The organism is Streptosporangium sp. NPDC000396 (genome assembly GCF_042898655.1).
GTDB lineage: Bacteria > Actinomycetota > Actinomycetes > Streptosporangiales > Streptosporangiaceae > Streptosporangium.
This window is the reverse complement of sequence record NZ_JBIAZA010000016.1, coordinates 17065-39656: the sequence shown is the minus strand read 5'-3', so window position 1 is coordinate 39656 and position 22592 is coordinate 17065. Positions and strand designations below refer to the sequence as shown.

Here is a 22592-nt window from a genome sequence, read left to right as displayed (position 1 = left end):
TAGGTCGCGCAGCAGTCCCCCGTATCACCACCTCCGGATTTGGCGACTGCGGATACCAAGCAGAGGTAGTGACGTTCCCAGTCTGCGATAAACAGCGGCGTCTCGGCCATCCCTCCGGCATCTCCATCGATCTCCACGGGGTGAAACCTCGGTGTGATCTCCCCATCAGCACAATCGGCGCGTCTACATGCCAGGATTGGGATATGTCAGACGGTCACGGCACCACTCCCAACACACCACCCGGCTGGGCGTCCAACCAACCTCCGCCCTACGGCAACGCCTCGGGATCGCCGTGGACCACGCCCGGTTCCGGCCCGGACATGCCGCCCCCGCAGCAGCCGTACGGCCAGCAGGCTCCGCCCTACCAGCACGATCCCCACGACCGGCAGGCCCCGCCGTACGGCTACCGCCCGCCGCCCCCGGCACTGCGGCCGGGGATCATCCCGCTGCGCCCGCTCAGCCTCGGCGACATCCTCGACGGCGCGATCAAGCTGATCCGCTCCAACCCGAAGTCCGTCCTGGGCCTGTCGGCGATCGCCGCCGCGCTCGGCGCGATCCCCGTGGCGGTCGGCCAGGCGATCCGGCTCGGCGAGGTGGGCACCACCCTGAGCCAGTCCTCCTCGCTGGACGGCCAGCCGGAGGCGGGGTTCCTCACCCAGTACGGCCCGAGCCTGATCTCCTACATGGTGCAGTTCGTCGCGGTGACGCTGCTCAGCGGCGTGCTGACCCGGATCCTGGGCCGGGCGGTCTTCGGCGGCAAGATGACGGTGGGCGAGGCCTGGCAGCTCACCCGCAGCCGGGTGCCCACGCTGTTCGGGCTGGTGGCCGTCGGCATGCTGATCCTGCTGGTCCCCGTGGCCGCGGTGGTCGCGCTGCTGTTCGCAATGGCGTCGGCGGGCGCCGGAGTCGGGGCGACGGTCCTCGCGGGCGCGGTGGCGCTACTGGGTTTCCTGGCCTACTCGCTCTTCATCACCACACGCCTGGCGCTCGCGGCGTCCGTCGCGGTGCTGGAGCGGCGCGGCGTCGTCGACTCCCTGAGCAGATCCTGGCGCCTGGTGAGCGGCGGTTTCTGGCGGACGCTCGGCATCCTGCTGCTCACCCAGATCATCGCGGGCCTGGTCGGCATGGTGCTGTCGTTCCCCTTCACCCTCGCGGGGTCCGCCGTCGGAATCATCGGCCAGGGCTCTTCCGGAACGCGGATCGCCGCGGCGATCCTGATCGCCGTCGGCGTCACCGTCGGCGCGATGATCACCTACCCGTTCCAGGCGGGGGTCAACGGCCTCCTCTACGCCGACCGGCGGATGCGGGCCGAGGCGTTCGACCTGGTGCTGCAGACCGCGGCGATCGAGCAGCAACGCCAGGGCTGGGTTCACGCGTCGGCCGACGACCTGTGGGACCCGTCCGTCACGCCCGGCGGGCCCGGCCGGCCCGGGCAGGCCGGCCAGGGATCTCCGTGGCCCTATTCCTGACGACCCCGATCGACCTCGGCCGCGACGAGGCTCAGCGAGAGGCGGCCCGGGAGCTGCTGAAGGCCGAATACGCCAAGGAGTCCCTGGTCGACCGCGCCATGCGGGCCCTGAACCAGTTTCTCGGCGATCTGCTGGACCCGGAGTCGGTGGGCGTCGTCGGCAGCGTGGCGGCGCGGATCGTGCTCGTCGCGATCGTGATCGCCGTCGTCGGCGCCGTGGCCGTGATCGCGCTCAGGACCACCCGGGGCGGCACCGCGCGCCAGGAGGGTATTTTCGGGGACCGCCGCCGCACCGCCGCCGAGCACCGCGACACCGCCGAACGCCTGGCCGCCGAAGGCCGGTGGGCCGAGGCGATCCGTGAGCGGCTCAGAGCCGTCGCCCGAGATCTGGAGGACCGTGTCATCGTCGACTCCACGCCTGGCCGTACCGCCGACGAGCTCGCCACCGAGGCCGGGCGGGCGCTGCCCGGCTTCGCCGCCGAGCTGACCGCGGCGGCGAAGGTGTTCGACGACGTGACCTACGGCGAGGTGCCGGGCACCTCCGACGCCTACGAGGTCCTGCGCTCCCTCGACGAACGCCTGCGCACGGCCCGCCCGGCGCTCACCCCCGCGGCGAAGGCGGTCTCGTCATGAGCCTCGCCGCCGCCCCGGGAACGGGATCGACGTCCGTCTCGCCGACCGCCGCGAGCCTGTGGCGTGGCGGCCGCGGCATCCTCCTGGTCGCGCTCATCGTGGTCACCGGCGCCGTCATCGGCGTGCTGCTCGGCGGCTCCGGTGAGAGCAGGCTCCTCGACCCCGCCGACACCTCGTCGTCCGGCGGCAAGGGCATGGCCCAGCTGCTGCGGGCCCACGGCGTGCGGGTCACCCGGGTCACCTCGGTCGCCGAGGCGCGGGCCGCCGGCTCCGGCGGCGGCACGATCCTGCTCAGCGACACGTCCTCGCTCACCGACGAGGACGCCGAGGAACTCGCCAGGATGCCCGCCGACCTGCTCGTGGTCGGCGTACGGACGCGCCTGGACCTGCTCGCCCCGGGCGTGAGCGTCGCCGGCACGACGCGGACGCGCTCCCGCGAGCCCCGGTGCGCGCTGCCGGCCGCGACCAGGGCCGGCAGCGTTTATATGGGCGGCATGGCCTTCACCGCCCCCTCGGGGGCGACCACCTGCTACCCGGCCGACGGGAAGCCGACCCTGGTCAGCTATCCCGACGCGGGCCGGACGATCACCGTCGTGGGCGACGGCCAGTTCATGACCAACCTGCGGCTGGCCGAGGACGGCAACGCCGCGCTGGCGCTCAACCTGGCCGGGGCCAGGCCTGCGCTGATCTGGCTGGTGCCGTCCGAGAGCGCCCCGGCGGGCACGGGCGAGGAGAACCTCTACGATCTGATCCCCGACGGGATCAAATGGGCCGTGGTGCAGCTGATGTTCGTGGTCGTGCTGCTGGCGCTCTGGCAGAGCCGCCGGCTCGGCCCGGTGGTGACCGAGCGGTTGCCCGTCGTGGTCAGGGCGGCCGAGACCGTGGAGGGCCGGGCCAGGCTCTACCGGGCCAGGCGGGCCCGCGACCGGGCCGCCGCCGCCCTCCGCGCGGGCTTCGTCGACCGGACCACTCCCCGGCTCGGGCTGCCCTCGACGGCCGGGCCGGACGCGAAGGTGAACGCGATCGCCGAACGGACCGGCCAGGCGGGCGCCCACGTGGGGGCGGCCCTGTACGGCCCGCCGCCGGCTGACGAGGCCGGGCTGGTCGCCCTGGCCGCATATCTGGACATGTTGGAGAGGCAGGTTAAAGAGTCGTGAGCGAGCGTAGCGAGCGAGCTGACGGGCACGGCGGCACCGTGCTCCCGCAGCCGGCGAAGGGGGCCTCGTGACCACACCAACGGAGAACGGCGGTCCGGCGGAGACGACCCCGGCCGCCGGGATCGCGCCCGGCGCGCCCCGCGCGAACGACGCGAGGGAGGCGCTCGGCGCCCTGCGCGCCGAGGTCTCCAAGGCCGTCGTCGGCCAGGACGCCGTGGTCACCGGGCTGGTGATCGCGCTTCTCTGCCGTGGGCACGTGCTGCTCGAAGGCGTGCCAGGCGTCGCCAAGACCCTGCTCGTCAGGACGCTCGCGGCGGCGCTCTCGCTGGACTTCAAACGGGTGCAGTTCACACCCGACCTGATGCCCGGCGACGTCACCGGCTCCCTGATCTACGACGCGAAGACGTCGGAGTTCGAGTTCCGGGAGGGCCCGGTCTTCACCAACCTGCTCCTCGCCGACGAGATCAACCGCACGCCTCCCAAGACGCAGGCCGCGCTGCTGGAGGCGATGGAGGAGCGGCAGGTCAGCGTGGACGGCAAGCCCCGCGGGCTGCCCGAGCCGTTCATCGTGGCCGCCACCCAGAACCCCGTCGAGTACGAGGGCACCTACCAGCTGCCCGAGGCACAGCTCGACCGGTTCCTGCTCAAGCTGACCGTGCCGCTGCCGCCCCGCGACCAGGAGATCGCGGTGCTGGAACGGCACGCGCTCGGCTTCGACCCGCGCGACCTGTCCCACATCAAGGCCGTGGCCACCGTCGGCGACCTGGAGGCCGGACGCGCGGCGGTCAGCCAGGTGCACGTCGGCCCCGAGGTTCTCGGCTACATCGTGGACATCGCCAGGGCCACCCGCCAGTCGCCGTCGCTGCAGCTGGGGGTCTCGCCGCGCGGCGCCACCGCGCTGCTGGCCGGGGCGCGGGCCTGGGCCTGGCTGTCCGGCCGCGCCTACGTGACCCCCGACGACGTCAAGGCGCTGGCGAGGCCCTCGATGCGGCATCGGATCCAGCTCCGCCCCGAGGCCGAGCTGGAAGGCGCGACCGCCGACGGCCTGATCGACGCCATCCTCGCCTCCGTCCCCGTTCCCCGCTGAAGACGATGGCACTGACAGGACGGGCCGCGCTGCTGGCCCTGCTGGGCACGCTGGTCGTGCTGTTCGCACCCCGGCCGGGGGCGGCCGTGGCCGGGGTCGCGCTGCTGCTCGCGGCCCTGATCGCGGTGGACCTGTCGCTGGCCGCGGGCGTGCGGCCGCTGCGGTTCACCCGCGCGGGCGACCGGCTGGTACGGCTCGGCGAGTCCGCCACGGTCGAGCTGATCGTGGAGAATCCCGGGCCGCGCCCGGCCCGGGGCCTGCTCAGGGACGCCTGGCCCCCCTCGGCCGGGGCCGTACCGCGCAGCCTGCCGCTGGATGTGCCTCCCGGGGAACGCCGCCGCCTCACCATGACCCTCACCCCCACCCGCAGGGGCGACCGTGAGGCGGTCACGGTCACGGTCCGCACGCTGGGCCCGCTGGGCATCGCGGCCCGCCAGGGTTCTCACAAGGTCCCGTGGTCGGTCCGGGTGCTGCCGCCGTTCCTCAGCCGCAAGCACCTGCCCGCCAAGCTGTCCAAGCTCAGGGAGCTGGAAGGCCAGCATCCGTCGATGGTCAGGGGGCAGGGCACCGAGTTCGACTCGCTTCGCGAGTACGTGGTCGGCGACGACGTGCGCTCGATCGACTGGCGGGCCACCGCCCGCCGCAACGACGTCGTGGTCCGCACCTGGCGGCCCGAGCGCGACCGGCGGGTGCTGATCGTCCTGGACACCGGACGCACCTCGGCCGGCCGGGTGGGCAAGGCCCCGATCCCGCTGGCCGGAGAGGTTCCCAGGAGCGGTGGCGTGCCCGGCGGGACCGCGATCGTGCCGGGCTGGCCCAGGCTGGACTGGTCGATGGACGCGGCCCTGCTGCTGGCCGCGCTGGCCGCCCGGGCCGGCGACCGGGTGGACTTCCTGGCCTACGACCGCGCGGTACGCGCCTGGGTGTCCGGCGCCAGCCGTACCGAACTGATGTCGTCGCTGGTCAACACCATGGCTCCGATCGAGGCGGAGCTCATCGAGGCCGACTCGGCCGGCATGGTCGCGGCCGTTCTGGCCCGGGCCAAGCGGCGCTGCCTGGTCGTCGTGCTGACCGACCTGAACTCGGCGTCGCTGGAGGAAGGCCTCCTGCCGGTGCTCCCCCAGCTCTCCTCACGGCACCTGGTGCTCCTGGCCGCCGTCTCCGACCCGCAGGTGGCCGCGATGGCGGCCGGGCGCGGCACCCCCGAGCTGGTCTACAACGCGGCCGCGGCGGAACACCAGAACGCCGACCGCCGCAGGATCACCGCCCGGCTGCGCCGCCACGGGGTCGAGGTGGTGGACGCGGCCCCGGAGCAGATCGCCCCCGCCCTGGCCGACGCCTACCTGGCGCTGAAGGCCGCGGGCCGCCTCTGACCGATCGCCCCTCCCCGCCGGGCGCCCGGAGAACTCAACCGGCGCTCGGCGCGAGGCCGGGCCTCCGGAGAACTCAGCCGGCGCTCGGCGCGAGGTCGGGCGCCCGCTCCAGGTCGCCGGTCTCCTGAGCGGCCACGGCCCGGCGGCCGAAGAAGATCACATAGGTGAGGAAGGCCGCCTCTGCGATCACTCCGATGCCGATGCGCATCCAGGTGGGCAGGCCCGACGGGGTGACCAGGCCCTCGATGAGCCCGGAGACGAACAGCACCACCACAAGGCCGAGAGCCACGCTCATGACGGCCCTGCCCTGCTCGGCGAGAGCCTCGCCACGCTTGCGGGGACCGGGGTTGACGACCGTCCAGCCGAGGCGCATGCCGACGGCCGCGGCGAGGAAGACCGCGGTCAGCTCCAGCAGGCCGTGCGGGGTGATCAGGCCGAAGAAGATGTCCAGCTTGCCCCGCGAGGCCATCAGCCCGGCGGCGACGGCCACGTTGGCCGCGTTCTGCCACAGGATGTAGGGGATCGGCAGACCGAGCAGGATGGCCATCATGATGACCTGTATCGAGACCCAGGCGTTGTTGACCCAGACCTGACCGGCGAACGAGGCCGCCGGGTGCTCGGAGTAGTAGTCGGCGAAGTCGTGCTCGACGAGCTTGGTGACCTCCTCCGGCGTGGCGATCGCGGCCTGGACCCCGGGGTCACCCGCCACCCAGACGGCCATGACCGCGGAGACCAGCGCGAACGCGGCGGCCGTACCGATCCACCACCAGCGGGCCCGATAGGCGACCACCGGAAAGGAGACCGTGAAGAAACGGATGAACTCCCGCCAGGCGGGGGTGTGGGCACCGGTCACCGCCGAGCGGGCCCGGGCGACCAGCGCCGACAGGCGGCCCACCAGGAGGGAGTCGGCCGACGCGGAACGCACGATGGACAGGTGCGTGGCGACTCTCTGGTAGAGATCGACCAACTCGTCGACCTCGGCACCGTCCAGCGACCTACGGCGCCGGATCAGGTCCTCCAGGCGGTCCCAGGCCGGGCGGTGCGCGCTGACAAAAGCGTCGATGTCCACACGGAAAGCCTAGGGCCTGCTCTGCGGATCACTGATTGTTGAGCGCGGTCCGCACCCATGGACCTCGCTGAATCTTCGCGCTGCGCGCGGTTCACACTCGGGCTGTGCTTCTTTGGGGCTTCGCCCCAAACCCCAGGTGAAGGGCCTCCGGCCCCTCACACTCCCCGGCCGCTGACCGATTCGCCAGACAGCTCCGCAGCTTCGATCAAGAGCAAGTGGTCGGGATTGTTCACCCCGTTGACACAGTCAGCCTCGTATGGTGGAGCTGCCGCGCAATCGCGAGGAGGGGCTGAGATGGCTGGGCATGACTGGAACCCTGATCTAGGCGGTAGCGGGAGCGAAACCACAGGCCAGCGAATTGCCCGAGCGCGGAAACGCCGAGGACTCACTCAAACGGGCCTCGCCGCCAAGGCCAACATCTCTCGCAGCCTGATCGCACAGGTCGAATCAGGCCATAAACCCGCCACCCCTTCGCTTGTCGCCGTCGTGGCGAGAGCGTGCGGGGTCGACGCCGCCGAAATCAACGGTCAGCCTTACCGAGGGTCCGATAAGCGCAGTGATGCGGTGCATGCGGCGATACCCGCCATCAGACGCGCTTTGGCTTATGCCGACGTTTCCCCTGAGTTGGATATTCCCCCAAGGTCACTCGATGAGCTGGCTTCAGAGTTGGTCAAACTTCAGAAGCTAAAAGGGGCTGCCGCGCATGTCCTCCTCGGAAGTCATCTACCAGCGGCCATCGAGGAACTGACGGTTCACGCGATGGAGTCGGACGCTCCGAAGGCATGGCGTCTGTTGAACCGCGCTTACGCCATAGCGGTATCTCTGACTCGTCGCCTGGGTTACATCGATCTGGCGCAGGTCGCCATCGACCGGACCGCGACTACCGCGCTGCGCGCCGATGACCCGCATCTGCGGCACCTGATCCCACTGTCACGAGCACTCTTGTTGCTCGCTCTGGGGTCTGGAGACATCGCACTGACAATGGCTAAGCAGGCGGCAAACAACGTGGACAGATCCGAACCGGCAGGGCTGGAGGTCTACGGATCACTCCACCTGCGCGCCGCCATCTCTGCGGCACGGATTGGGTGCGAATCGGACGCCTGGGAGCACCATGGTCTCGCGGCCGAGACAGCGGCCCGAATCGCCCCACAAGATCGGCTGGACCCGTACGGCTTGCAGATGAATCCCGTCAACGTGGCGATCCACGGGTGCGCGGTGGCCACCGAACTGGGTGACTACGACACAGCGATTCGTCTGGACGCAGATTTCAAGCAGCCTACCAAGCTCACTGCCGAGCGAAGGGCGCACCACGAGATCGACATGGCCAGGGCGCACCTGTGGCTCAACAATCACAACAAAGCACTCAAGCGTGTCCTTAATGCCGAGCGAATTGCGCCGCAAATGACACGATTTCACCCTACAGCGAGAGAGACCGTCAGGCAGCTAGGCACCCACTATCGCCTTATTCCGGAGGAGCTTCACGGCCTGGAAAGTCGCATGGCTTTCTAAGGTTTATTCGAACGATTTGTTCACGGAAACTGTGAACATTCACTGTCCTAGCACTTCGTAAGGTCACCGTGACAGCGAGACTACGGGCCCCGTTGTCCGACTCTGGCGGTTCCGACCTTGGAGGACAGGTGACACGGCACACGGCAGCAGTTGAATCTCCGGAGGAAATAGACGAAGCCACAGCGGAGAGCCGAGACAAGGCGTTGGCCGTCGTGCAATGGCTGTTGAAGTCACACGGGCTTCGTGGGGATGTCATGCCGTCGCCGAAGGCATCTCTGACGTGCTACGCCCCCGAACTGAGGGTGTACGGCGGCACGGGATGGATGGTCGCCAAGGTGATCGTGGGGCGGCGGTCCTGCCACTACCTGGTGACCCTGTCCACGGTTGAGATCGAATGCCAGCCCGTGAACGGCAATCAGCCGTATGCCGTAGTGGACCTGGTTCTCGCGGCGGCTCGCGGGAGGGTCGCGTGACTGATGCTGTTGCGACACGCACCAGTCTCCGTGTTCCTTACGTCATCGCTCACGAGGGCGAAGTCGTATCACCACGGTTGAAGTTTGTGCGCCATCCGGCTGGAGGGCTAACCCTCTCCCACGCCGATCCTCGTCGGGGCGATTGGGCCTACGGGGTACTGCGCGCACGGGTCCGGAACACAACGTCGAAGTCGGTCTCAAGCAGACCGCCCTGCTTCCCTACGCGCTCGCCACGCAGCTGGTTGTGCGCCTATACGACATGCAGCCTGTACCTCATCCAGGTCGCAGCTAGCGACCTCCTAGGACTCCCGACAGAGAACCGCGTGAACTTCCCAGCGCCGCCCATTCACACGGTTTGGCCTCTCGTCCGGGCGAGAGCCCCTGTCGGGGGCCGCACACTCCTCTGGTAGGCGAGGCGCGCTCTACCGGAGGTCCCGAACCCGTCGCCCACCGGAGGGGCGGGCGTGGCAGACGACAGTTCGGGTCGTCTCCCGCAAGCGGGTTCGGACGCGGTCCCTGCCACGACGGACGTGGCAGGGACCGCAGCACCGCCCGTTCCACTACTCAGTACCCGCGCTGGCGGGAGAAAGAAAGGCACCGTGACGGTAGTGATTCCCTGGGGAGCAAGTCGGATGACCGCGCCCCTCCCAGAAGAGCCGCCCCTGTACGAAACCCTCAAGTTCGACCCCAAGACGCAGCTCACCCACTTCTACGACGCAGGCGGCGGGGTCGTGGACATGGCTGGCAAGGTGACCGTGACCAAGTCGAAGGGGGGCGGCGGCGACGGTTCTAGCGGCTCATCCTCGGTCGCGGACGACTCCAACAACGACGGGTAATAGCGGATGCAGCCCACCCCGCAGGCCGTGCTGGTCATCACGTCGGCGGAGGACGTCACGGCCAACATCGTCATCGAGGCGCTGAACGAGCGCCAGGTGCAGGTTGTCCGCATCGATCCTGCCGATATCGGCGCCGAGCTGGTGTTCAGCGCCGTCATCGGTGACGGCCGTGGGGAGTGGGCGGGGCGGCTTCGCACGCCGAGCCGTGACATCGCGCTGGAGAACGTGGGGGCGGTGTACTATCGCCGCCCCCGCCCGTACTCTGCTCGATTCACCCGCCTTCCCGCTGTGGAGCAAAAGTTCGCCACCACCGAAGCCCAATATGGGCTTGGTGGCATCCTGAACAACTTGCATGGCGCGGTATACGTCAACCACCCTGCTGCCAATTCCCGGGCCGACTACAAGCCCGCGCAGCTTCAGACAGCCGCCCAGCTTGGCCTGTCTGTTCCGCTGACCCTGATCACCAACGATGTGGAACAAGCCCGTCGGTTCGCCGCCGAGCACGGCCCAATCATCTACAAATCATTCCGAGGTGCCCCAGCAATGCCAGATGGCTACGTTTCTGCCATATGGACGCAGCGGGTCACTGCACAAGAACTTGATGACTCCCTGTCGGTGACTGCCCACCTGTTCCAGAAGGAGGTGCGCAAAACTGCTGACGCCAGGGTGACCGTGATCGACCGAAACGTGTTCGCAAGCAGGATCACTACACCCGATGCCGCTCTCGACTGGCGCAGCGGTGACTGGGAGAAGCTGGTTCACGATCCCCTGGACGTGCCCGAGTCGATCAAGAACGCTCTATACGCTTACCTTGATCACTTTGGGCTGATGTTCGGCTGTTTCGACTTCGCGCTCGAAGCCATCGGCGGGCGAACTTCCGAGGCCTGGACCTTCATCGAGTGCAATCCCAACGGGCAATGGGGTTGGCTTCCCGATTCCGACGCGATGGCGCACGCCTTCGCTGATGTGATCTTGAAAGGATGGTGGTCGTGAGCGACATGGCAATGAAGCTCCGTCACATGCTGGCGGACACCATCGGGTCTGCCGACTGGCGCATGGCACTGGAGCTGGTGCCTCGCGAGCTGTTCGTAGGAGATGCCGTCTACCGAGTCGACCAGGCCCGCGGTGATCTGTGGACGCCTGTCCAACGGGCCGAGGTCGGTGAGGACGACTGGCTGGCCCTGGTCTACACCGATGAGACGTGGGTGACCCAGGTTGCGGGGATCATGGCCGAAGACGCGGTAGGGCCGGTAACGGGATCTCCCAGCTCGTCATCTACTTTCCCGAGTCTGGTCGTCCGGATGCTGGAAGCCGCCGGAATCGCCGAAGGCGACACGGTGCTGGAGATCGGCACGGGCACCGGGTACTCGACCGCGCTGATGTGTCAGCGCCTCGGCAACAGTGCGGTGACCTCGATCGAGTACGACCCTGCCGTGGCCGAGCGTGCCAGGAAGGCCATCACTGCGGCCGGATACGCACCCACCCTCGTGGTGGGAGACGGTCTTCACGGTTATTACGGCAATGCCGAATACGACCGGCTGATCTGCACCTGCTCGGTGCGGACCATTCCCCCGGCGTGGCTGGATCAGGTACGCGCTGGGGGGACCATCACCACCCCTATGTGGGGCTGGATGGATGGGGTCGCGTCCGCGCACCTCACCCTCGCCGATGACGGTACGGCGAGCGGACGATTCCTGAAGGATGACCTCTACTTCATGCGTGCCCGCGCCCACCTGCCGCCGCCGCGTCCACCCATCGTGACTGGTACTGGGGAGGCGCGGGAGAGTCGAATCGATCCGGCGATCCTGGGTGACGAAGCCGCTCTGTTCGTCGCCCAGCTCGCCGCGCCGGCCGCCCAGTACACATGGACCCAGGACACGACGATCCTGCTGGATGTCAGCACTGGCTCGCGGGCCGATACCAGGCCGAACTCCAGTGGTGGATGGACGGTTCATCAACACGGCCCTGTACGGCTGTGGGACGCGGTCGAGGACGCCATCTTGCTCTGGCAGGACGCCGGATCTCCGCACCAATCGGCATTCGGGCTCACCGTCACCAGAGACCGCCAGTATGTCTGGCTGGGCGAGCTGGATGGGCCGGCTTGGAATCTGCCCGCCTAGCTCACCGAACTCCCCGGTAGGGCGCCGCGCCCTTACCCAGAACCAGTCCTACCGGGGTCTCTCTCGGTCGCAGGTGCTTCCTCACAACACCTACTCCCTTCGAGCTGCGCAGGGCGACGCCCACGCGGCACAAGATCGGCACCGCGAGCACGTGCGGCGGTCAGGCTCCCGTACGGTGATCACCCTCAGGAGCACCCATGATTGGCGTCGCGCGGGAAACCTCGGCGGTGGAAACGCAGATCAGAACGCGACTCCGCAGCGCAGGAGCACGTTGGCGTACGGCCGTGCCTCGCCGGTGCGCACGACCAGCCGGCTGGAACGCGACAGGTGCTTGAGCCGCTCGTGCGGGACGTAGGCCAGGCCGGGAAGCCGGGCGCCGAGCAGGGTGTCGCATTCGGGGTTGGCCGCCCTGACCTCCTCGGCCGCGACGGCGCCCTCCACGACGAGTTCGGCGAGGATTCCGTCCAGTACCTCGGCGAACGCCGGAATGCCGGGAAGGAAGGCGAGATCGACGACCTCGACTCCGGGTGGAAGCGACATCCCGCTGTCGCAGACGAGCAGCTCGTCGGTGTGGCCGAGGCGCGCGAGCGCACCCGACAGGGCCGCGTTGAGAATTCCCGAGCGTTTCAAAGAGCCCTCACCTCTTCCATGCGCGGATAGGAACTCTGCGCCCCGGGCCTGCGAACGGACGCGGCGCCCACCCGGGCCGCGAAGGCGGCGGCGTCGGCCAGATCGTCGCCTTTGGACAGGCGCCAGGCCAGCGCTCCGGTGAACGCGTCACCGGCGCCGGTGGTGTCGACGGGATCCACCCGGGGACTCGGCACCGCGATGACCGAGCCCCGCTCGGCGACGACGGCGCCATCCGCCCCCAGGGTGACGACCACCGAGCGGGGGCCGAGCGCGAGCAGTGCCCGCGCCTGCCGTTCGGGGGTGCCGCGCTCGCCGAGCAGGAACTCGGCCTCGTGCTCGTTGACGACGAGCGGGTCGCACATCGCCAGCAGCTCATCGGGCACCGGTGCCGGAGGCGACAGGTTGAAGACCACCCGGGCCGCCATCCGCGCCGCGGCCAGCACCGCGGCGGCGGGGCTCTCCAACTGCAGCGAGACGACCCGTGCGGAGGCCAGCAGGTCTGCCGCCCCGGCGACGTCCTCCTCGCTCAGCCGCCCGTTCGCCCCGGGCGACACGATGATGCTGTTGTCGCCGTCCGGCCCGACGGTGATCAGAGCGACGCCGCTCGGTCCCGGCGTCTCAAGCAGGTGGCCGAGCTCCACACCGTCGCCGGACAGCGCCCGGCGCAGGAACTCGCCGTTCGCGTCGGAGCCGATCCGGCCGAGCAGGGCCACCCGGGCGCCGAGCCGGGCCGCGGCGACGGCCTGGTTGGCGCCCTTTCCTCCGGGGTGGACGGCCAGGTCCGAACCGAGCACGGTCTCACCGGGGGCCGGGCGCCGATCGACGTGAACCACCAGATCGGCGTTGACCGAACCCACGACGACCACGTCGTACGGCGGCGCCGATCCGTCCGGAGACCGCCCCGAGACCTTCTCCCGGGACACCGGCTCCGAAGAGGCCGGTCCCAAGGATGCCGAGCCCGGAGACAGCGGCTCCGAAGAGACCGGCTCTGGAAACACCGGCCCGGAAGACCTCGGCTCAGAAAGCACCGGCCCAAAAGACACCCGCCCGGTGGAGATCGGCTTGAAGGACGTCGACCCCAAAGACGTTCGCCCGGAGGACAACGGCCCGAAGGACGTCGACCCCACGGACACCTGCCCGGAGAGCGTCACACCAGGGGACGCCGACCTCGAATCCAAAGACTCCGGCTCTGGAGACCCCGGCCCGGAGGACGTCGCCTTCGGGGGCACCGGATCGGCGTCGTTCTCACGGCCGGTCATCACGAGGTCTCGAACTCACCGACGTTTGCCTGGGTCACGACCTTCACCGGTACGGCCAGCGTGGGCTCGAGCTTCTCGCCCTTGGCCGCCTTGACCGCGCCCTGCACGGCCTGCTGGCCGAGCAGCCCCGGCTGCTGGGCGACGCTGGCGTTCAGCGTGCCCTCCTTGACGGCCTTGAGCCCGTCCGGCGTGCCGTCGAAGCCCACGATCTTGACTTCCTTGCCCGCCTTGGCACCCAGTGCCTTGATGGCGCCGAGGGCCATCTCGTCGTTCTCGGCGAACACCCCGGTGATGCCAGGGTTGGACTGCGTCAGGTTGGTCATGACGTCCAGTGCCTTGGTCCGATCGAAGTCGGCGGGCTGCTGGGCGACCACCTGGATGTTCGGGTAGGCCTTGATGCCCTCGGCGAATCCCTTGCCGCGGTCACGGGACGCGGAGGTGCCGGCGACGCCCTGAAGGACGACGACCTTGCCCTTCTCCCCCAACTGCTTGGCCAGTTCCTGAGCCGCCTGCCTGCCGCCCTCGACGTTGTCGGAGGCCACGGTCTGGGCGACGGTGGCGCCGTTGACCCCGCGGTCGGCCGCGATCACCGGGATTTTGGAACGTTCCGCGGCCTTCACCGCGGGCGCGGCGGCGTCGGAGTCGACCGGGTTGATGATGATCGCCTTCATGCTCTGGCTGACGAAGTTCTGGATCTGGTTCACCTGCTGCGAGGCGTCGTTCTGCGCGTCGGTGACGGTCAGCGCCACCCCCTGCTTCTTGGCCTCGTCCTCCGCGCCCTTGCGCAGCTGGACGAAGAAGGGGTTGTTCAGGGTGGAGACCGACATGCCGATCTTGATGCCGCCGCCGGACGTTCCCGAACCGCCGGAGGACGAGCCGGAGCCACAGGCCGTGAGCCCCAGGGCCAGCGCGGCGCCGGTCGCGATGAGTGTGATGGTGCGCTTCATGATGCTTCCTTGCGAATCTCGGTGGACCTGGGTGGATCTAGTAGGTTGCCCGGCGGCGCAGGGTGTCGAGCAGGACCGCGAGCGCGATCACCACTCCGATCACGACCTGCTGCCAGAAGGCGGAGACGGACAGCAGGTTGAGGCCGTTGCGCAGCACCGCGAGGATGAGCGCGCCGACGAAGGTTCCGAAGGCCCGGCCCTTGCCCCCGGACAGGCTCGCCCCGCCGATGACGACGGCCGCGATGGCGTCCAGCTCGTAGCCGGCGGCCGCCTGGGGCTGGGCCGAGGCCAGCCGGCTGGCCAGGACGATGCCCGCGATCGCGGCGAAGAGCCCGGACAGACCGTAGGTGACGAGCTTCTGCCGGTTGACTTTGATGCCGGACAGCCGGGCGGCCTCCTCGTTGCCGCCGATGGCGTATATCGCGCGTCCGGTGTAGGTCCGGTTCAGGATCACGGCCGTGATCATGCCCATGACCACCATGACGACGACCGGGACCGGCAGGTAGTCGCCGATGGTGTCGCCCAGGTGCGTGACCGCCTCCGGCATCGGGATCGGGCTGCCCTGCGAGACGACCAGGGCCAGGCCGCGGGCGATGCCGAGCATGGCCAGGGTGGCGATGAACGGCGGCAGCTTGCCGTACGCGATCAGCATGGCGTTGACCAGCCCGCACGCGAGGCCGACGCCGAGGGCGATCACGGTGGCCAGCGGCCACGGCATGCCCGCGGCGCTCGCCGTCCAGGCCAGCACGATCGCCGACAGGGCGGCGACGGAGCCGACCGACAAGTCGATGCCGCCAGTGATGATCACGAAGGTGACGCCGAAGGCGAGGATCGCGGTGACCGCCGCCTGCACCCCCACGTTGAGCAGGTTGGTCACGGTCAGGAAGTCGCCCGACAGCAGCGACAGCGCGACCACGAGCACGATCAGCGCGACCAGAGCGCCGTTCTCCGCCAGCCAGGCGGCGACAGGATGCTGCCGGTGGGGTGCCTTCGGTGCCTGGGGGGACCCGTTGAGCGCTTTAGTGGACACGAGCATCCTCCACCTCGGTGACGGCCAGGGCCATCACCGAGTCCTGTGTCGCCTCACGGGCGGCGAGCTCACCGACGAGCCTGCCGCGGGCCATCACCAGGACGCGGTCACTCATGCCGAGGATCTCGGGAAGATCGCTGGAGATCATGAGCACCGCGTGCCCGGAGGCGGTGAGCGAATTGATCAACTGATAGATCTCGACCTTGGCCCCCACGTCGATGCCGCGCGTGGGCTCGTCGAGGATGAGCACGCTCGCGTTGGCGAGCAGCCACTTTCCGATGACGACCTTCTGCTGGTTGCCGCCCGACAGCGTGCGGACTTCCTGGTCGAGGCCGCTCATCCGCACGCCGAGCTGCCCGGCCACCTCGGCGGCGGCCTTGCGCTGCCCCGACCGGTCGACGAATCCCCCGCGGCTGGCCCGCCCCAGCGTGACCAGGCCGAGGTTCTCGCCCACGTCGGCGCCGAGGACCAGCCCCTGGCCCTTGCGATCCTCGGGGACCAGGCCGAGGCCCGCCTCCATGGCGGCGTGCACATCCCCGCGGGGCAGCGGGCTGCCGTTCACCAGGACCTCGCCCACGTCGTAGGAGTCCGCGCCGAAGATCGCCCGCGCGACCTCGGTACGGCCTGCCCCGACCAGCCCTGCCAGGCCCACCACCTCTCCGGCGCGCACCTCGAAGGAGACGTCGGCGAACGAGCCCGGGCTGCCGAGTCCACGGATCTCAAGGAGCGGGGCGCCCGGCGCCGCCGGCTCGCGGGGGTACTGCTGGTCGATCGGACGGCCGACCATCAGCCTGACCAGCTCGTTCTCAGGAGTGCTCGCCGGCACCTCGGCCACCGAACGGCCGTCTCGCAGTACGGTGACCCGATCGCCGATCTGCGGGATCTCCTCCAGGTGGTGCGTGATGAACACGATCGCCACGCCCTGGTCGCGCAGCTGGCGGACGATGGCGAACAGCCGCTCGACCTCGCTCGTCGTGAGCACGGCGGTCGGCTCGTCCATGATGAGCACGCGGGCGTTCAGGCCGAGGGCTTTGGCGATCTCGACCATCTGCATGCGTGCGATGCCCAGCCGCGCCACCGGGGTGCGCGGGTCGACGTCGACGCCGACCCGTTCCAGGGACGCGCGTGCCTGCTCGTGCATCCGTTTGGTGTCGACCAGGCCGAACCGGCGGGGCGGGCGGCCGAGGGCGAGGTTCTCACCGACGGAGAGCTGGGGAACCAGGTTGAACTCCTGGTAAATCGTGGCGATGCCCAGACGCTGCGCGTCACCCGCGTCGCGGATCTCGGTGGGGGCGCCGTCGACCAGGATCCGCCCTTCGTCGGGGTGGTAGGCCCCGGAGAGCATCTTGATCAGCGTGCTCTTGCCCGCGCCGTTCTCTCCGAGCACGACGTGGACCTCACCCGCGCGGAGGTTGAAGTCGACCCCGTCCAGCGCCACCACACCCGGGAACCCCTTGCGCAGGCCCTCGACCCGGAGGATCTCGTCGTTCACGAGGTGTTCCTTCACGAGGTGTTCCTTTCTTCGCCGCGCGACTCTTCACCGCGCAGCTCTTCGCCCCGCGGCTCTTCACCGCGCAGCTCTTCGCCGCACGACCGGCGGACCACCAGCACCGCGGGCAGGACCGCCGACTCCGCGGGCCGGTCGTCGAGCCGGTCGAGGATGACCTGTACGGCGCGCCTGCCGAGTTCCGCGGCGGGCTGGCTGATCGCGGTTATCGGGGGGTTCACGTGCGGGAACCAGGCGACGTCGTCGAAGGAGGCCAGTGCCACGTCGTCGGGGATGCGCAGACCACGTGCCCGTATCTCGTCCAGCGCGCCCAGGGCCATCAGGTTGTCGCCCACGAAGATCGCCTCCGGCGGCTCCGGCAGGTCGAGAAGCTTGGCGGTGAGCGCCCGCCCGCTGCCCGACCGGAAATCGCCCGCCTCGATGTACTCCGGGCGAGTCTCCAGGCCGTGCTCGGCGAGCGCCACGAGAAAGGCGTCCGTCCGTTCCCTGCCCGTGGACAGCCTGGCGGGACCCGAGATGAAGGCGATCCGCCGATGCCCGAGGTCCCGCAGATGGCCGACGAGTGCCTTGATCGCGTCGGTCCCGTCGACCCGGACCGACGGCACGTCCACCCCGGGGAGCGTGCGGTCCAGGAAGACCAGCGGCCTGCCGGCTCGCGCGACCTCCTCCACCAGCGGCGTGACCTCCGCGGTGGGGCAGATCAACAACCCGTCCACCCGCTGCTCCAGGAGGGTGCGCACGTAGTGGTCCTGTTCCTCGGCCCGCTCGTCGGCGTTGCCGATGATCACGGTATAGCCGGCCGCGCGCGCCGCGTCCTCGACCGCTCTGGCCAGCTCGGCAAAGAATGGGTTGAGAATGTCACCGATGATCAGGCCGAGGGTTCTGGTCGCCTCGGTGCGCAGCGAGCGCGCCACCGCGTTGGGGACGTAGCTGAGCGCCGCCATCGCGGCGTAGACCCGGCTCCGGGTCTCTTCCGTCACCGACGGGTTGTCATTGAGAACCCGGGAGACTGTGGCGACGGAGACGCCCGCATGCGCGGCCACATCCTTGATACGTGCCATCAGCCCTCCATGTAATCGATTTCACGAGGGTATGTAATCGATTACATCGATGTAAATACCACGTTTAGTGACCTACATCACACAATATGAGACGTCAGGGAAGTGTCCCTCATCGCCCCTCCCCGGCCCGCACGACCGGGCCGGACCGCCTCCTCGCCTCCGGGCGGACGAAAGATCCGTCCGGACATAGGTAGGGTTCTGAGTGTGTCCGATGTCGTAACCGGCGAGGCCGTCGTCGTCGAAGTCCGGATCGCCCAGCTCCCGAGCAGGGCCGCGGCGCTGTTCATCGACATGGCGGTCCAGATCGTGACGCTGATCGGCGCGTATCTCCTGCTCGGAGCCCTGATCTTCTCCGTCGATCCGGCGCTGGCGGCGATGATCTACATCTCGCTGACGGTGCTCGTGCTCGTCGGCTACCCCGTGATCTTCGAGACGCTCTCACGCGGCCGCAGCCTGGGCAAGCTCGCCCTCGGCCTCCGCGTGGTCAGCGACGACGGCGGCCCCGAGCGGTTCCGCCAGGCACTGTTCCGCGGCCTGGCCGGAGTGCTGGAGTTCTGGATGCTCAGCGGCGCTCCCGCCCTGATCAGCTCGCTGATCTCGGAGAAGGGCAAGCGGCTCGGCGACGTCTTCGCGGGAACCATGGTGATCTCCGAGCGGGCTCCCCGGCAGTACGGCCCGCCGCTGGAGATGCCGCCGCAGCTCGCCGTGTGGGCGGCGACTCTGGAGCTGTCCCGGCTGCCCGAGGGGGTCGCCGCCACCGCGAGGCAGTACCTCATGCGCTGGCACGACCTGTCCCCCGACATCCGGCACGAGATGGGCGTGCGCATCGCCACCGAGATGTCGGCCTTCGTGTCCCCGCCCCCGCCGCCGGGCGTGCCGCCGTTCGCCTACCTGACCGCCGTCCTGGCCGAACGCCGTCGCCGTGATCACGTACGGCTGGCGCAGCAGGCTGGAGCGGCGCGGCCCGCTCAGGCGACGCCCTACCCGCCGCACCCCTACCCGCCGCACCCCTACCCACCGCAGCCTTACCCGGCACAGCCTTACCCGCCGCAGCCCGCCCAGCAGACTCCCCCTCCCCCCACCCAGCAGGCTCCCTCTCCGCCGCAGTCCCACCAGCGGGTGCCCCATCTGCCGTCACCCCACCAGCCTCAGCCCCATGCGCCGGCGCCGGGTTCCATGCCCGCACCGCCCGCACCCCAGCCGTCCGCCGCACCGCCCGCACCCGAGCCGTCCGTCACGCCGCCCGGCTCCGCCACCGGCGGCTTCGCCCCACCCGCCTGAGCTCCGGCACCCGCCGTACAGGCTCGGGAGCACGTCCGCGGACACGGAGGAGGCCGCACGACGCCGCACGGACGCAGGAAGCCTCACGGACGCAGGAAGCCTCACGGACGCAGGAAGGGGCGGGCCACCGCTCGCCGCCCCTTCCCGGTTCCCGGCGATCAGCCGCCGTGCCCCCGCTCGCGGTACGAGGCCTGGGTCTGCACGTTCAGCCGGTCGAGGTGAACGCTCCTGGCCGAGTCCGTGCGACGGTCATTGATCTTGATGACGTCGAATCCGTTGTGGAAGTCGCTGCCGTAGATGTAGCCGTTGTAGTAGTAGGCCGACCAGATGCCGCCCCCGCCGCCGTTGGGCTCCGGGCCGCGCTCGAAGAAGGCGATCTCCTGCGGGTGGGCGGAGTCGGTGAAGTCCATGACCGAGACGCCGCCCTGGTACCAGGCCTGGACCATGATGTCGCGCCCCTTGACCGGGATCAGCGAACCGTTGTGCGCGACACAGTTCTCGGTGTCGGCCTGGTAGCGCGGGATCTTGAAGTAGCTCTTGAAGGCGAGCCCACCGCCGACGATGTCGAAGACGGCGTCGGCGCCGCGGTTCGGGCCGGTGGCCTCGTTGCAGGTGGCCGCGCCGCCGCCGCCGAGCTCGTCGGTGAAGATGACCTTGGTGCCCTCGTTGTTGAACGTCGCCGAGTGCCAGAACGCGAAGTTCGGGTCGGTGACGTGAGCCGTGACCACCGGATTCTCGCGGTTGGAGATGTCGAAGAGCACGCCGTCGCCCATGCAGGCACCGGCCGCGATGTCCTTCTCGGCGTAGACGGTGATGTCGTGGCAGCCGCTGGTCGGCAGCAGCAGGCCCGGCTGGGTCTCGTTACCCCCGTCGGGGAAGACGACCGGGGTCGCGACGACCGCCGCGGCCGTCGGGTCGCCCAGCGGCACCTTGATGATCGAGATCTTGTCGTGCGGCGGCTGGCAGTCGGGGAAGCTCGCCGAAGGATTGTAGGAGGAGACGTAAAGATAGACGTTGCGCCGGTCTTTGCCCTTGCCGGGGACAAGGGTCAGGGTGTGCGAACCGCAGTTGGTCTCGACCGCCTTGACGTACTTCGGATTCTTCTTGTCGCTGATATCGAAGATCCGGACGCCCTCCCATGACTCCTTGATCGACGCGCTCTGTGAGGTGCTGCTGCAGGAGTCGTTGTTCCGGGAGGAGTCGACCGCGGTGAACAGCAGATCGCCGTAGACCGAAACGTCCATCTGGGAGCCGGGGCAGACGACGCTGCTGACGAGCGCGGTTTTCTTCGGCTTCCTGATGTCGTAGATCGAGAAGCCGCCGTAGTTGCCGACGTAGGCGTAGTCACCCTGGAAGGCCATGTCGGTGTTGATCGTTCCCTCCAGCCCGGGAGGCTTGGGAACGTTGGTCACGTGCGAGACGTTCGGGCTGGTGACGACCGTACCGGGCGGCGGGATGTCGGCGGCCTGGGCGGGCACCGTCGACGTCAGCATCGCGGCGACTGCCGCCGCCGCCGATGCCCGGCCGATCCTGCGGAGAGCGAGCACCCGGAACCTCCATTACAGAGCGGACACAAATTCCCGATAAATGAGAAAATTGTCCGCCTTGACAGCTAGATAAACTAGATGTCAATTTGTAAGAATAAAGCGTCTTTTAACGTCTTTGCTCTTACACGTTGGAAGACGAGGTGTCCCACTCCCCGGGCGGTGAGGAAGAAATCCTCACCGCCTTTGCCAGGGTGATCAGTCGTCGTGGTCGCCGTGACCGTTGTCACGGTAGGAGGCTTGGGTCTGCGCGTTCAGAATGTCGAACTTGACGCTCTTAGCCTGGTTCGTACGTGGATCGTTGATCTCCAGGATGTCGAGGCCCAGGTTGAAGTCGCTGCCGTAGATGTGGCCGTTGTAGTAGTAAGCGGACCAGAACCCGCCGTCCAGCGGAGGGGCGGTGTTGTCGGGACCGCGCTCGAAGAAGGCGATCTCCTGCGGGTGGGCGGAGTCGGTGAAGTCCACGACCGAGATGCCGCCCTGGTACCAGGCCTGGACCATGATGTCGCGGCCCTTGACCGGGATCAGCGAGCCGTTGTGCGCGACACAGTTCTCGGTGTCGGCCTGGTGACGCGGGATCTTGAAGTAGCCCTTGAAGGTGAGCTGGCTTCCGGCGATGTCGTAGTAGGCGTCGGCGCCGCGGTTCGGGCCGATCGCCTCGTTGCAGGTGGCCCTGCCGCCGCCGCCGAGCTCGTCGGTGAAGATGACCTTGGTGCCGTCGTTGTTGAACGTCGCCGAGTGCCAGAACGCGAAGTTCTCGTCGTCCCGGGCCGTGGCGGTGACCTTGGGGTTCACCGGGTCGGAGATGTCCATCAGGACACCCTCGCCCATGCAGGCCCCGGCCGCGATGTCCTTCTCCGGGTAGGCGGTGATGTCGTGGCAGCCGGTCGTCGCGGACGTGCGGTAGGGGTAGTCCTGGTTCGGCTCACCCGGGTTGCCCCCGTCGGGGAAGAGGACCGGGGTGTTGACGACCGCCGCGGCCGCCGGGTCGCCCAGCGGCACCTTGATGATCGAGATCTTGTCGTGCGGCGGCTGGCAGTCGGGGAAGCTCGCCGAAGGGCTGTAGGAGGAGACGTAGACGTAGACGTTCTGCTGGTCCTGCCCCTTGCCGGGGACGAGGGTCAGGGTGTGCGAACCGCAGTTGGTCTCGACCGCCTTGACGTACTTCGGATTCTTCTTGTCGCTGACGTCGAAGATCCGGATGCCCTCCCAGGATTCCTTGATCGACGCGCTCTGTGAGGTGCTGCTGCAGGAGTCATTGTTCCGGGAGGAGTCGACCGCGCCGAAGAGCAGGTTGCCGTAGACCGCCATGTCCATCTGGCCGCCGGGACAGACCACGGAACTGACGAGCGCGGCGCTCTTCGGCTTCCTGATGTCGTAGACCGAGAAGCCGCTGTAGTTGCCGACGTAGGCGTAGTCGCCCTGGAAGGCCATGTCGGTGTGGATGTCCGCCAGCGCCGCCGGCTTGGGGATGTTGAGGACGTGCTTGATGTTCGGGCTCATGACGATCTCGCCAGGTGCCGGGATGTCGGCGGCCTGGGCGGGCACCGTGGACAGCGCCATCGTCACCGCAACCCCGGCCATGACCAGGAATCGGCCGGTCAGGCC

Annotated in this window: 20 protein-coding genes; 11 read left to right on the top strand and 9 right to left on the bottom strand. The window is 68.9% G+C overall.

Annotation, left to right across the window (positions count from 1 at the left end; translation table 11 throughout):
• Positions 1–203 precede the first annotated feature (203 nt).
• From ACFY2X_RS25420 to ACFY2X_RS25400, 5 genes are all read left to right on the top strand, one after another.
• Complete coding sequence (locus ACFY2X_RS25420) at positions 204–1469, top strand: hypothetical protein (RefSeq protein ID WP_389941934.1); 1266 nt, start codon at positions 204–206, stop codon at positions 1467–1469.
• Positions 1454–2101 carry a DUF4129 domain-containing protein gene (locus tag ACFY2X_RS25415; protein ID WP_389941931.1) on the top strand — a complete coding sequence of 216 codons (648 nt, stop codon included), beginning with the start codon at positions 1454–1456 and terminating at the stop codon, positions 2099–2101. The genes ACFY2X_RS25420 and ACFY2X_RS25415 overlap by 16 nt, the downstream gene beginning before the upstream one ends.
• Complete coding sequence (locus ACFY2X_RS25410; protein ID WP_389941928.1) at positions 2098–3258, top strand: DUF4350 domain-containing protein; 1161 nt, start codon at positions 2098–2100, stop codon at positions 3256–3258. The genes ACFY2X_RS25415 and ACFY2X_RS25410 overlap by 4 nt, the downstream gene beginning before the upstream one ends.
• Positions 3259–3379: 121 nt before the next feature.
• Positions 3380–4345: an AAA family ATPase gene (locus tag ACFY2X_RS25405; RefSeq protein WP_389942391.1), complete on the top strand. Its 966-nt coding sequence runs from the start codon at positions 3380–3382 to the stop codon at positions 4343–4345.
• Positions 4346–4350: 5 nt separating this feature from the next.
• Positions 4351–5718: a DUF58 domain-containing protein gene (locus ACFY2X_RS25400; protein WP_389941925.1), complete on the top strand. Its 1368-nt coding sequence runs from the start codon at positions 4351–4353 to the stop codon at positions 5716–5718.
• Between the two features lie 73 nt (positions 5719–5791).
• On the opposite strand, the gene ACFY2X_RS25395 is transcribed toward ACFY2X_RS25400, so the two are convergent.
• Positions 5792–6787 (bottom strand): stage II sporulation protein M, encoded by a 996-nt coding sequence (locus ACFY2X_RS25395; RefSeq protein WP_389941922.1) that lies wholly within the window; start codon positions 6785–6787, stop codon positions 5792–5794.
• Positions 6788–7081: 294 nt separating this feature from the next.
• On the opposite strand from ACFY2X_RS25395, the gene ACFY2X_RS25390 reads away from it, so the two are divergent.
• The 5 genes from ACFY2X_RS25390 to tgmC all read left to right on the top strand — a co-directional run bounded on the left by ACFY2X_RS25390 (position 7082) and on the right by tgmC (position 11725).
• Entirely contained in the window at positions 7082–8296 is a 1215-nt protein-coding gene (locus ACFY2X_RS25390; protein WP_389941919.1) for a helix-turn-helix domain-containing protein, read from the top strand.
• Between the two features lie 254 nt (positions 8297–8550).
• Entirely contained in the window at positions 8551–8769 is a 219-nt protein-coding gene (locus ACFY2X_RS25385) for a hypothetical protein (RefSeq protein ID WP_389941916.1), read from the top strand.
• A 464-nt stretch (positions 8770–9233) separates the two neighbouring features.
• A complete protein-coding gene (gene tgmA / locus ACFY2X_RS25380; protein WP_389941913.1) occupies positions 9234–9605 on the top strand; it encodes a putative ATP-grasp-modified RiPP in 372 nt (123 codons plus the stop codon).
• Positions 9606–9632: 27 nt separating this feature from the next.
• Positions 9633–10598, top strand: a complete 966-nt coding sequence (gene tgmB, locus ACFY2X_RS25375) for an ATP-grasp ribosomal peptide maturase (protein WP_389941910.1) — start codon at positions 9633–9635, stop codon at positions 10596–10598.
• 5 nt (positions 10599–10603) lie between these two features.
• Positions 10604–11725 (top strand): ATP-grasp peptide maturase system methyltransferase, encoded by a 1122-nt coding sequence (gene tgmC / locus ACFY2X_RS25370; protein ID WP_389942388.1) that lies wholly within the window; start codon positions 10604–10606, stop codon positions 11723–11725.
• Positions 11726–11965: 240 nt separating this feature from the next.
• Here tgmC and rbsD read toward each other — a convergent pair whose 3' ends face one another.
• The 6 genes from rbsD to ACFY2X_RS25340 form a co-directional block, all read right to left on the bottom strand.
• Entirely contained in the window at positions 11966–12355 is a 390-nt protein-coding gene (gene rbsD, locus ACFY2X_RS25365; RefSeq protein ID WP_389941907.1) for a D-ribose pyranase, read from the bottom strand.
• The gene (locus ACFY2X_RS25360) at positions 12352–13278 is read right to left on the bottom strand and encodes a ribokinase (RefSeq protein WP_389941904.1); all 927 of its coding nucleotides are present in this window, start codon (positions 13276–13278) and stop codon (positions 12352–12354) included. Before ACFY2X_RS25360 ends, rbsD begins: the two co-directional genes overlap by 4 nt.
• Positions 13279–13613: 335 nt before the next feature.
• A complete protein-coding gene (locus ACFY2X_RS25355; protein WP_389941901.1) occupies positions 13614–14561 on the bottom strand; it encodes a substrate-binding domain-containing protein in 948 nt (315 codons plus the stop codon).
• A gap of 37 nt (positions 14562–14598) precedes the next feature.
• Positions 14599–15597, bottom strand: a complete 999-nt coding sequence (locus ACFY2X_RS25350; protein WP_389941898.1) for an ABC transporter permease — start codon at positions 15595–15597, stop codon at positions 14599–14601.
• Positions 15581–17098, bottom strand: a complete 1518-nt coding sequence (locus ACFY2X_RS25345; protein ID WP_389941895.1) for a sugar ABC transporter ATP-binding protein — start codon at positions 17096–17098, stop codon at positions 15581–15583. Before ACFY2X_RS25345 ends, ACFY2X_RS25350 begins: the two co-directional genes overlap by 17 nt.
• Positions 17095–18159: a LacI family DNA-binding transcriptional regulator gene (locus tag ACFY2X_RS25340; RefSeq protein ID WP_389941892.1), complete on the bottom strand. Its 1065-nt coding sequence runs from the start codon at positions 18157–18159 to the stop codon at positions 17095–17097. The genes ACFY2X_RS25345 and ACFY2X_RS25340 overlap by 4 nt, the downstream gene beginning before the upstream one ends.
• A gap of 204 nt (positions 18160–18363) precedes the next feature.
• On the opposite strand from ACFY2X_RS25340, the gene ACFY2X_RS25335 reads away from it, so the two are divergent.
• Complete coding sequence (locus ACFY2X_RS25335) at positions 18364–19440, top strand: RDD family protein (protein ID WP_389941889.1); 1077 nt, start codon at positions 18364–18366, stop codon at positions 19438–19440.
• A 158-nt stretch (positions 19441–19598) separates the two neighbouring features.
• Here ACFY2X_RS25335 and ACFY2X_RS25330 read toward each other — a convergent pair whose 3' ends face one another.
• Both ACFY2X_RS25330 and ACFY2X_RS25325 read right to left on the bottom strand, forming a co-directional pair.
• Positions 19599–20933, bottom strand: coding sequence for an LVIVD repeat-containing protein (locus ACFY2X_RS25330; RefSeq protein WP_389942385.1), 1335 nt, complete (start codon positions 20931–20933; stop codon positions 19599–19601).
• A gap of 249 nt (positions 20934–21182) precedes the next feature.
• The gene (locus tag ACFY2X_RS25325) at positions 21183–22568 is read right to left on the bottom strand and encodes an LVIVD repeat-containing protein (protein WP_389942382.1); all 1386 of its coding nucleotides are present in this window, start codon (positions 22566–22568) and stop codon (positions 21183–21185) included.
• Between the last annotated feature and the right edge of the window lie 24 nt (positions 22569–22592).